Below are 10672 nucleotides of genomic sequence, written 5' to 3'. Positions count from 1 at the left end.
GTCTCACGCGCCGGTCACGCGGGGGCCGCGCGGCGTGTGGGGCTGCTCCTCGATGAACTGGGCGCCGAGGATCTCGCGCACGACCGCCTCGCCGTAGCGCTGACGGCCGTCGGCGGTCGCCGAGCGGGTCGTGCGGGTGACGGGACGCGCGGCGGGAGCCGGACGCTCGGCGACGGGGGCGGGCCGCGACGGGGCGGCGGGCTCGGGCGCGGCGGCGGGCTCACCGGGCGGCGCGACGGTCGCCCAGGAGTCGGGCATCGGCGGCTCGACCGGCGGCATGTCCTCCTCCGGCGGCTCCTCGTCGAACGGGGGCTCGTCGGACGCGGGGGCCGCGGCAGGGACCGGCGCGGCCTCGGGAGCGGAGTCGCGGACGGGAGCGGAGTCGCGGACGGGAACGGAGTCGCGGACGGGAACAGCGGCAGCGGCGGGTGCCTCGAGGGAAGCGGAGGCGGTCGCGGCCTCGACGGCCGGAGTCGGATCGGCGGGGATCGCCACGGTGGCCCAGCCGTCGGAGCCGGTCGCGGCCGGGACCGACGCAGCCGGGGCGGGCGCGGCGGGCGCCTCGACGGCGGCGCGCTCGGCCTCCGGGGCGGCGGCGCGCGGCTCGACGCGGGCGATGTACTTCACCCGCAGGCCGAGGACCTGCTGGATGGCCTGACGCAGGTACTCGCTGACGCCGGGCTGGCCCGCGGTGCCGGGCATCTTGAAGGACTCGACGTCGTTCTGGCTCGGGAACGAGAGGGTCAGGACGTCGTCCTTGAGGGCACGCACCTGAGCCGTGTAGGCGACCAGCCAGGCGGTCATCTTCGCCTTCTGCACGACCTCGAGGATCTCGGGCCAGGTGTCCTTCATCCGCTGGAGGGTGACCGCGCCGTCTGCGGGGGCGTCCGGAACGGCTGCAGCGGGGGCGGAGGCGGCCGGCGCGGCGGCCGCCTCAGGGGATGCGACGGCCTCGTCCGGCGACTCCTGCTCGATCGGCTCCGGACGAGCCGCCTCGGCGGTCGTCGCGCGCGGGCGTCCGGACGCGGCGGGCGCGGTCTCGTCCGCCTCCGGCGCGGCCGCCGTCTCCTCGGGCGCCTTCACCGGGGGCGCATCGACGGGTGCGGACGCGGTCACCGGCGCCTCGGCGCGCGGAGCGGCCGCGAGGGACTCGGGCACCGAGCCGGGAGCGGCGGCGTGCGAGGCGTGGTGGGGCTCGGGAGCGCGCGACGGCTCGGACGACAGCGGCGCCTCGGACGACCGCGGGGCGGGCGCCGCGGTCTCGCGCGGCGCGGCCACGTGCCGCGGGCGCTCCTCCTGCGCCGCAGCGGGCGCGATGCCGGCGCCGGTGCCGTGCACCAGGGTGCGGGCGACCATCAGCTCGAGGTGCAGGCGCGGCGAGGTCGCACCGGTCATCTCGGTGAGGGCCTCGTTGACCACGTCGGCGATGCGGGAGAGCTCGGCCAGGCCGAGCGCACGGGACTGGCCGGCCATGCGGTCGAGCTCGTCCTGCGAGACGCCGCGGAGCACGGCGGACGCCGCTCCCCCGGTCGCCGCGACGACGATCAGGTCGCGGAGCTTCTCGAGCAGGTCCTCGACGAAGCGGCGCGGGTCCTGCCCCGTCTGGATGACGCGGTCGACCGCTCCGAACGCCTCGGCGGAGTCGTGCTCGGCGAGCGCGTCGACCACCTCGTCGAGCAGGGCCCCGTGGGTGTAGCCGAGGAGGGCGACGGCCCGCTCGTACTCGACGGTCTCGGCCTCGGAGCCGGCCATCAGCTGGTCGAGCAGGGAGAGGGTGTCGCGGACGGACCCGCCGCCCGCACGGACCACGAGCGGCAGCACGCCGGCCGCCACGTGCACGCCCTCGCGCTCGCAGAGCTCCTGCGTGTAGTCGAGCATCTGGGCCGGCGGGACGAGCCGGAACGGGTAGTGGTGCGTGCGCGAGCGGATCGTGCCGATGACCTTGTCCGGCTCCGTGGTCGCGAAGATGAACTTCACGTGCTCCGGCGGCTCCTCCACGATCTTGAGCAGCGCGTTGAAGCCCTGCGGCGTGACCATGTGCGCCTCGTCGAGGATGAAGATCTTGAAGCGGTCGCGCGCCGGGGCGAAGATGGCGCGCTCGCGCAGATCGCGCGCGTCGTCGACGCCGTTGTGGCTCGCCGCGTCGATCTCGACCACGTCGAGCGAGCCCTGGCCCTCGCGGCTGAGCTCGACGCAGCTGTCGCAGACGCCGCACGGAGTGTCGGTGGGGCCGGTCGCGCAGTTGAGGCAGCGGGCGAGGATGCGCGCCGAGGTGGTCTTGCCGCAGCCGCGGGGGCCGCTGAAGAGGTAGGCGTGGTTGACGCGGTTGGTGCGCAGCGCCGTCATGAGCGGATCCGTCACCTGGGACTGGCCGATCATCTCGGCGAACGTCTCGGGCCGGTACCGGCGATACAGAGCTGCTACCACCCGACAAGAGTAGCCGCGACCTCCGACACCGGAGCCGGGGCGGCGGAGACGGGAGCGCGCGTAGCCTCGGAGCCGTGCACCCTCCGCCGCCGCTCCCCCGCTTCGACGCCGTCGTGCTCGCCGGGGGACGGGCCTCCCGCCTCGGCGGCGCGGTCAAGCCGCTCCTGCGGCACTGCGAGTCGACGCTCCTCGGCGCGGCCCTCGCGGCCGTTCGGGGAGCCGAGCGGAGGGTCGTGGCCGGACCGCCGTCGCTCGCAGCGGCCGTCGACGGGGCCGAGCTCGTCCAGGAGGATCCCCCGTTCGGCGGTCCGGTCGCCGGGATCTCGTCCGCCCTGCCCCTGCTCGAGCGCGCGGGCGCTCCCGAGTGGGTCGTCGTGCTCGCCGCCGATCTCGTCGCGCCCGGCCCGGCGGTCCGCCGGCTGCTGGAGGACGCGGCGAGCGCCGTCGAGGACTCCCTCCTGGCCGTCGACGACGACGGTCGGCCTCAGCAGCTCCTCGGCGTGCACCGGCGCTCAGCGCTCGTCGACGCTCTCGCGGCGCTCGGCGATCCCGACGGCGCCTCCGCGCGCGTGCTCCTGCGCGACCTGTCCGTGAGGCTCGTCGCGGTCCCCGCAGGGACGACCGACGACGTCGACGCGCCCGCCGACGCGCTCCGGCACGGGATCGACCTGCCGGGCCCGCGCGGCGCAGACTGAGCGGATGGACGACACCACCGGCCCCCGCCCCTCCGCCTCCGACGGCACCCGCCCCACCGAGGAGGTGCTCGCCGGCTGGTGGGCCGAGCTGTCCTCCGCGCTCGGCCTCGCCGAGGTCCCGGCGGACCCGGACGCCCTGCTCGCCCTCGCCGGTCGCGCTGCGCACGGAGTGGTCCGGCCGGCGGCTCCGCTGACCACGTTCCTCGCGGGCTACGCGGCGGGCCTGGCCGGAGGCGGACGGGACGCGCTCGACGCGGCGCTCGCGGCCTCGCACCGAGCGGTGGACGAGCGTTCGCACGCCTCCTGAGAAGCTACTCCCCCGGCCTCGATCCGGCACCAGGCCGACGCCGTAGGGTTCCCCCGAGTCCCGGCGCCGCGGCTCGGACCGAGCGCGGCGCAGGACTCCCGCGGCCGACTGCGCCGCGGTCGTCCATCTGAAGGAGCCCCGCATGTCAGGCAACAGAGCCGTCGCCTACAAGTCCCCCGGAGTCGTCGAGGTCATCGACATCGACTACCCCACCTTCGAGCTGAAGGACGGACCCGGCGTCAATCCGGCGAACATCGGGCGGAAGCTGCCCCACGGTGCCATCCTCCGCACGGTATCCACCAACATCTGCGGCTCCGACCAGCACATGGTCCGCGGCCGCACCACCGCTCCGTCCGACCTCGTGCTCGGCCACGAGATCACCGGCGAGGTCGTGGAGGTCGGCCCCGACGTCGAGTTCGTCAAGGTCGGCGACATCGTGTCGGTGCCGTTCAACATCGCCTGCGGCCGGTGCCGCAACTGCAAGGAGCGCAAGACCGGCATCTGCCTCAACGTGAATCCGGACCGCCCGGGCAGTGCGTACGGCTACGTCGACATGGGCGGCTGGGTCGGCGGGCAGGCCGAGTACGTGATGGTCCCCTACGCCGACTGGAACCTGCTGGTGTTCCCGGACCGCGATCAGGCGCTCGAGAAGATCCTCGATCTGACGATGCTCTCCGACATCTTCCCGACGGGCTTCCACGGCGCGGTGACCGCCGGGGTCGGCGTCGGATCCACGGTCTACGTCGCAGGAGCGGGACCGGTCGGACTGGCCGCGGCGGTCGGAGCGCAGCTGCTCGGAGCGGCCGTCGTGATCGTCGCGGACCTCAACGAGGAGCGTCTGGCGCAGGCGCGCTCCTTCGGCTGCGAGACGGTCGACGTCTCGAAGGGCGATCCGGCGGGCCAGATCGAGCAGATCCTCGGCGTGCCGGAGGTCGACTGCGGAGTGGACGCCGTCGGCTTCGAGGCGCACGGCAACGGCGCCGACTCGGGGAAGGAGGCGCCGGCGACGGTGCTGAACTCGCTGATGTCGATCACCGCGGCGGGCGGCGCCCTCGGTATCCCGGGGCTCTACGTCACGGGCGACCCGGGCGGAGTCGACGAAGCGGCCCAGGAGGGCTCGCTGTCGATCCGGCTCGGGCTCGGCTGGGCGAAGTCGCTGTCCTTCACCACGGGCCAGTGCCCGGTGATGAAGTACAACCGGCAGCTGATGATGGCGATCCTGCACGACCGGGTGCACATCGCCGACGCGGTCCAGGCCACCGCGATCAGCCTGGACGACGCTCCCCGCGGCTACGCCGACTTCGACAAGGGCGCGGCGAAGAAGTTCGTGCTGAACCCGAACGGCTACCTGGGATGACCGACGGGGCGGGTCCTGCCCAGGGCCCGCCCCGAGCCCCGGGAGAATGGACGGGATGAGCGCGCACGGGCACGAGGCGACCGACTGGGACGAGGCCAGGCGGATCGTCGGCGGAGCGGTCGCACGCTCCGGCGTCGCGACCGTCCCCCTCCTCGAGGCGCGGGGAGCCGTCCTCGACCGCGACGTCGCCGCCGCGCGGCCGCTCCCCCACTACGACTCCTCGGCCATGGACGGCTGGGCCGTGCGCGGGCCCGGGCCCTGGCCGCTCGAGGACGGCACCGCCGCTCCGATCGTCACCGGCGCCGCCGTGCCCGAGTGGAGCGACGCGGTGCTGCCGTCCGAGCAGGGCGCGGTCTGCGACGACCTGCTCACGGCGCGGACGCCCCTCCCGCCCGGCCGCCACATCCGGCTCGCGGGCGACGAGGCCTCGCGCGGCGCCGTGCTGGTCGGCGCCGGGACCCGCCTCACTCCCGCGCACCTCGCCCTGCTCGCGGTCGCCGGGATCGACGCGCTCGACGTCCGGCCACCCGCCGCGGTCGACCTGCTCCTCACGGGGGACGAGGTCGACACCGAGGGGATGCCGCCCGCGGGACGGGTCCGCGACGCGTTCACACCGCTGCTCCCCGCGCTGGTCGAGCTCTCGGGCGGAGCCGTGGGAGAGGTCGTGCGCCGCGGCGACGACGAGGACGCGATCGCCCGGACGCTGCTGGCGGGCACGGCGCCGATCCTCCTCACCACGGGTGGGACCGGGCGCTCCCGGGTGGACGCGGTCCGCCGCGCCCTCGATGCGGTGGGGGCGCGCGTCCTCGTCGACGGCGTCGGCATGCGCCCCGGCCACCCGACCATGGCTGCGCTGCTGCCGGGCGGGACGCTGGTGATCGCGCTGCCGGGCAATCCGCTCGCCGCGCTGCTCGCGGCGCTCTCCTTCCTGCCCCCGGCCCTCGACGCGGCGTCCGGCGCCGCTGCCCGCCCCCTCGGCCGGGGTGTCCTCGCCGAGCCGCTCGGGCGCGCGGGGACCACGGTGCTCGTACCCGTCTCCTCCGGCGAGGACGGCTGGCGGGCCTCCGCGGGCATCCGCTCGCACATGCTGACCGGGCTCGCCGCCTCCGAGGCCGTCGCCGTCGTTCCCGCGCCGGGGGCGGCAGCGGGCGACTCCGTGCGCCTGCTGCCGCTGCCCTGGTGAGGCCTACGCCGCCGGCTCGAGGCGGATCACGACCGACTTCGAGGTCGGCGTGTTGCTGATCTTCGCGGTCGAGTCCAGCGGCACGAGGACGTTCGTCTCCGGGTAGTACGCGGCCGCGCAGCCGCGGGGCGTGTCGTAGGCCACGACGCGGAACGCCTCCGCCCGCCGCTCGACGCCGTCGGGCCATTCCGAGACCAGGTCGACCATCGCTCCGTCCGCGAAGCCCAGCTCGGCGACGTCGTCGGCGTGGACGAACACCACTCGCCGACCGTCGTGGATCCCGCGGTAGCGGTCGTCCTTGCCGTAGATCGTGGTGTTGAACTGGTCGTGCGAGCGCAGCGTCTGCAGCAGCAGCCTGCCCTCCGGCACCCGCGGGTACTCGAGGGGATTCGCGGTGAAGCGGGCCAGGCCGGAGGGGGTGTCGAACCGGCGCGAGTCGCGCGGCGGATGCGGGAGGACGAAGCCGCCGGGCACGTCGATCCGGGCCTCGAAGCCGTCGAAGCCGGGGACGACGTGGGCGATGTGCGAGCGGATGCGGCGGTAGTCGTCGCGCAGTCCCGCCCAATCGACCCGGGGGACGTTCTCACGGCCCTCGAGCAGCCGCTCCGCGATCCCCGTGAGGATCGCCACCTCCGAGCGCAGGCCCGGGCTCGGCGGGCGCAGGCGGCCCCGGGAGGCGTGCACGGCGCTCATCGAGTCCTCGACCGTGACCCGCTGCTCGCCCGAGCGCTGCACGTCGGAGTCGGTGCGGCCGAGGGTGGGCAGGATCAGCGCGCGCCGGCCGGTGACGACGTGCGAGCGGTTGAGCTTGGTCGAGACGTGCACGGTCAGGGCGAGCGAGCGCATCGCCGCCTCTGTCACTCCGCTGTCGGGCGTCGCCCGGGCGAAGTTGCCGCCGAGCCCCATGAAGACGCGGGCCTTCCCGTCGCGCATCGCCCGGATCGCGGCGACGGTGTCCGTGCCGTGCTCGCGCGGCGAGAAGAACGAGAACTCTCGGTCGAGCGCGTCGTGGAAGGAGTCCGGCATCCGCTCGAAGATCCCCATCGTGCGGTCGCCCTGCACGTTGGAGTGGCCGCGCACCGGGCAGACGCCGGCACCGGGCTTGCCGATGTTGCCGGTGAGCAGGAGCACGTTGACCACGTCCTTGAGCGTGGCGACGGAGTGGGCGTGCTGCGTGAGGCCCATCGCCCAGCAGACCACGGTGCCCTCGGACGCCGCGATCAGCTCGGCGACGGTGCGGATGCGCGTCTCGTCGATGCCGCTCGCCCGCTCGATCTCGTCCCACTGCACCTCGCGCAGCCCGTGGAGGTACTCGGCGAGGCCGCCGGTGCTCTCGCGGATGAAGGCGTGGTCGAAGACGTCGCCGCGCGCCTCCTCCGCCTCGAGCAGCGCCTTGCCGAGGCCCTGGAAGAGGGCCTGGTCGCCGCCCAGCCGCACCTGGAGGAAGTGATCGGCGAGGGCCGTGCCGTCGCCCAGCGTGCCGCGGACGGTCTGCGGGTTCTGGAAGCGGAGCAGCCCCGCCTCCGGCAGCGGGTTCACGGCCACGATGGTGCCGCCCGCGCGCTTGGCACGCTCCAGAGCGGTCAGCATCCGCGGATGGTTCGTGCCGGGGTTCTGGCCCGCGACGATGATCAGCGGTGCCCGCTCCACGTCGCGCAGGCTCACCGAGCCCTTGCCGATCCCGATCGTCTCGGTGAGGGCGGAGCCGCTGGACTCGTGGCACATGTTGGAGCAGTCGGGCAGGTTGTTCGTGCCGAAGCCGCGGACCATCAGCTGGTAGACGAAGGCCGACTCGTTCGAGGTCCGGCCGGAGGTGTAGAAGATCGCCTCGTCGGGGCTCGCACAGGCGCGCAGCTCCTCGGCCACGAGGTCGAGCGCCTCGTCCCACCCCACGGGCCGGTAGTGCGTCGCGCCCTCCTCGAGCAGCATCGGCTCGGTGAGACGCCCCTGCTGGCCGAGCGCGAAGTCGTCCCACTCCTCCAGCTCCGCGACGGGGTGCGCGGCGAAGAAGGCCGACGTGACGGTGCGGAGCGTCGCCTCCTCGGCGACCGCCTTCGCTCCGTTCTCGCAGAACTCGGCGACGTGGCGCTTGTCGCCCTCGGGCCAGGCGCAGCCCGGGCAGTCGAAGCCGGTCTTCTGGTTCACCCGCAGGAGCGTCTCGGCGCTGCGCACCGGGCCCATCTGCTTGAGCGATATCTCGAGGGCGTGGGCGACGCCGGGGATCCCGACGGCGCGTCTCTTCGGCGACCGGACGGAGAGGCGGCTCTCGTCGATCGGACTCTCGCGGGGCTCGGCGTCATCGACCATTCCTGCATCGTACGTCCGCACCCCGGCATCGCTCCCGGTTCCCGGTGGGAGGATGACCTCCACCGCCTGAGGAGACCCATGACCCGCAGTGTCGCCCGCACCCGCCTGACCGCTGTCCGCGCGGACGATCCGCCCCGCCGCCGCGAGGACGTCCTCGCCGTCGAGGAGCCGCTCGAGATCCGCGTCGGCGGACGGCGCTTCAGCGTGACCATGCGCACACCCGGCGACGACTTCGACCTGGTCGCCGGGTTCCTGGTGTCCGAGGGGGTGCTCACCGAGTCGGAGCAGCTGGCGGCGATGCGCTACTGCGCCAGCGGCTCCGGGCCGGGCGAGAACACCTACAACGTGGTCGATGCGAGTGTCCGAGGCGGACGGGAGTCCGTGCTGCTCGAGCGCGAGCGGTCGGTCTACACGACGAGCTCGTGCGGAGTGTGCGGGCTCGCGTCGCTCGAGGCGGTCGCCACCGACTCGGCGTGGAGCGTCGCGGAGGACGGGCTGCGGGTGGAGCGGGAGCTGCTGGTCTCGCTCCCGGACCGGCTCCGCGAGGCGCAGGCGGTGTTCGAGCGGACGGGCGGCGTCCACGCGGCCGGGCTGTTCGACGCGGACGGCTCGCTGCTGGTGCTCCGGGAGGACGTCGGGCGGCACAACGCCGTGGACAAGGTGGTCGGCTGGGGACTCCGGGAGGGTCGGCTGCCGCTGCGCGGGACGCTCCTGCAGGTGTCGGGGCGCGCCTCGTTCGAGCTGGTGCAGAAGGCCGTGATGGCCGGCATCCCCCTGCTCGCCGCGGTCGGTGCCCCGTCGTCGCTGGCGGTGGACCTGGCCCGCGATTCCGGCCTCACCCTGATCGGCTTCAGCCGCGGCTCCGGCTTCAACCTCTACGCGGGCGACGCGCGCCTGCTGCCCTGAGCCGCCGCGGCTGCTCGACCAGCAAGAGCGTCCGAGCATCCGGCAGAGGGCCGCGACCCGGAATCGCGTGTCAGCGATTCAGGGCAGCCCGACGCACCCCGCTCTGCGGAACGAGACCCCACGAGAAGCCGACCGCGGTCGTGCAGCGGGTCACCGCTGCACGACGAGCAGACACCGCCGCGTGTCAGCGATTCAGGGCAGCCCGACGCGGCCCGCTCTGCGGAAGCCACCACCCCTGGAAGCCGACCGCGAGTCGTGTCGCGGCTCCGCCGCTACACGACCGACAAGCTCTGCCGGGCGATCTCCAGCTCCTCGTTGGTGGGGACGACGAGGACGGTGACGCGGGAGTCGTCGGTGGAGATGCGGCGGGCGCCGCGGTCGGCGGACGTGTTGCGCTCGGGGTCGAGCTCGATGCCGAGGCCCTCGAGGCCGCGCAGGGCGCCGGCGCGGACGGCGGCGACGTTCTCGCCGACTCCGGCCGTGAACACCACGGCGTCGACGCGGCCCAGCTGCGCGTAGAAGGCACCGATGTAGTGGCGGAGGCGGTGGTAGTAGACCTCGAGTCCGGCGCGGGCCTGCTCGTCGCCGGCCTCGGCCGCCTCCTGGACGTCGCGCATGTCGCCGCGTCCCGTGAGTCCGAGGAGCCCGCTGCGGCGGTTGAGGAGGGTGTCGAGCTCGTCGATCGAGAGGCCGGCCTTGCGGGCGAGGTGGAACACGACGGCCGGGTCGAGGTCTCCGGAGCGGGTGCCCATGACCAGGCCCTCGAGCGGGGTCATGCCCATCGAGGTCTCGACGGAGACGCCGCCGTCGACGGCGCAGGCGGACGCTCCGTTGCCCAAGTGCAGGACGATCGTCTTCAGGTCGGAGCGGCGGCGGCCGAGGTAGGCGGCGGCGGCCTCCGAGACGAACTTGTGCGAGGTGCCGTGGAAGCCGTAGCGGCGGACGCGGTGCTTCTCGGCGAGCTCGGCGGGCAGCGCGTAGGTCGACGCCTCGGCCGGGATCGTGTGGTGGAAGGCGGTGTCGAAGACGGCGACGTGCGGGACGTCCGGGAAGGCCTTCTGCGCCGCCTCGATGCCCTCGAGGTTGGCGGGGTTGTGGAGCGGGGCGAGGTCGGCGAGGTCCTCGATGTTGATCTTGACCAGGTCGGTGACGACGGTGGGCTCGAAGAAGCGCTTGCCGCCGTGCACGACGCGGTGGCCCACGGCGACGGGAGGGAACTCGTCGAGGCTCGGACCGTGCTCGCCGAACGCGCGGATCATCGCGTCGAAGCCGGCGGTGTGGTCGGGGATCGGCCCCTCGATCTCGAACGACTCCCCGTCGCGGGTGTGCTTCGTGCGGCCGGTGTCCTCGCCGATCCGCTCGACGAGGCCGCTGGCGAGGGTCTCCTCGGTGGTCATCTCGATGAGCTGGTACTTGAACGACGACGAACCGCTGTTGACGACGAGGACGACGGACATGAGGGGACTCCTGGGGTGATCGGGGTCGGGAGG

At 74.0% G+C, this 10672-nt stretch carries 8 protein-coding genes; 5 read left to right on the top strand and 3 right to left on the bottom strand.

What is annotated here, in order from left to right; genetic code table 11:
- Nucleotides 1–3 precede the first annotated feature (3 nt).
- Entirely contained in the window at nucleotides 4–2427 is a 2424-nt protein-coding gene (locus C5D08_RS16380) for a DNA polymerase III subunit gamma and tau (RefSeq protein ID WP_104277916.1), read from the bottom strand.
- Nucleotides 2428–2501: 74 nt separating this feature from the next.
- On the opposite strand from C5D08_RS16380, the gene C5D08_RS16375 reads away from it, so the two are divergent.
- The 4 genes from C5D08_RS16375 (at nucleotide 2502) to C5D08_RS16360 (ending at nucleotide 5969) form a co-directional block, all read left to right on the top strand.
- On the top strand, nucleotides 2502–3122 hold the full coding sequence (locus C5D08_RS16375; protein ID WP_258067443.1) for a molybdenum cofactor guanylyltransferase: 621 nt from the start codon (nucleotides 2502–2504) through the stop codon (nucleotides 3120–3122).
- Nucleotides 3123–3126: 4 nt separating this feature from the next.
- Nucleotides 3127–3429 carry a DUF6457 domain-containing protein gene (locus C5D08_RS16370; protein ID WP_219815193.1) on the top strand — a complete coding sequence of 101 codons (303 nt, stop codon included), beginning with the start codon at nucleotides 3127–3129 and terminating at the stop codon, nucleotides 3427–3429.
- Nucleotides 3430–3571: 142 nt separating this feature from the next.
- Nucleotides 3572–4786, top strand: a complete 1215-nt coding sequence (fdhA, locus tag C5D08_RS16365; protein ID WP_104225123.1) for a formaldehyde dehydrogenase, glutathione-independent — start codon at nucleotides 3572–3574, stop codon at nucleotides 4784–4786.
- A 55-nt stretch (nucleotides 4787–4841) separates the two neighbouring features.
- Nucleotides 4842–5969, top strand: a complete 1128-nt coding sequence (locus C5D08_RS16360; RefSeq protein WP_181110203.1) for a molybdopterin molybdotransferase MoeA — start codon at nucleotides 4842–4844, stop codon at nucleotides 5967–5969.
- 3 nt (nucleotides 5970–5972) lie between these two features.
- On the opposite strand, the gene C5D08_RS16355 is transcribed toward C5D08_RS16360, so the two are convergent.
- Nucleotides 5973–8276: an FdhF/YdeP family oxidoreductase gene (locus C5D08_RS16355; RefSeq protein ID WP_104277914.1), complete on the bottom strand. Its 2304-nt coding sequence runs from the start codon at nucleotides 8274–8276 to the stop codon at nucleotides 5973–5975.
- A 78-nt stretch (nucleotides 8277–8354) separates the two neighbouring features.
- On the opposite strand from C5D08_RS16355, the gene fdhD reads away from it, so the two are divergent.
- On the top strand, nucleotides 8355–9182 hold the full coding sequence (fdhD, locus tag C5D08_RS16350) for a formate dehydrogenase accessory sulfurtransferase FdhD (protein ID WP_104277913.1): 828 nt from the start codon (nucleotides 8355–8357) through the stop codon (nucleotides 9180–9182).
- A 272-nt stretch (nucleotides 9183–9454) separates the two neighbouring features.
- Here fdhD and C5D08_RS16345 read toward each other — a convergent pair whose 3' ends face one another.
- Nucleotides 9455–10639, bottom strand: a complete 1185-nt coding sequence (locus C5D08_RS16345) for an acetate/propionate family kinase (RefSeq protein WP_104277912.1) — start codon at nucleotides 10637–10639, stop codon at nucleotides 9455–9457.
- Nucleotides 10640–10672: the final 33 nt, after the last annotated feature.

The organism is Rathayibacter sp. AY1B6 (genome assembly GCF_002932755.1).
In the GTDB taxonomy this organism is placed as follows: Bacteria; Actinomycetota; Actinomycetes; order Actinomycetales; family Microbacteriaceae; genus Rathayibacter.
Note: the sequence above shows the minus strand (reverse complement) of the source record. Positions and strands in the feature narration are given on the sequence as shown.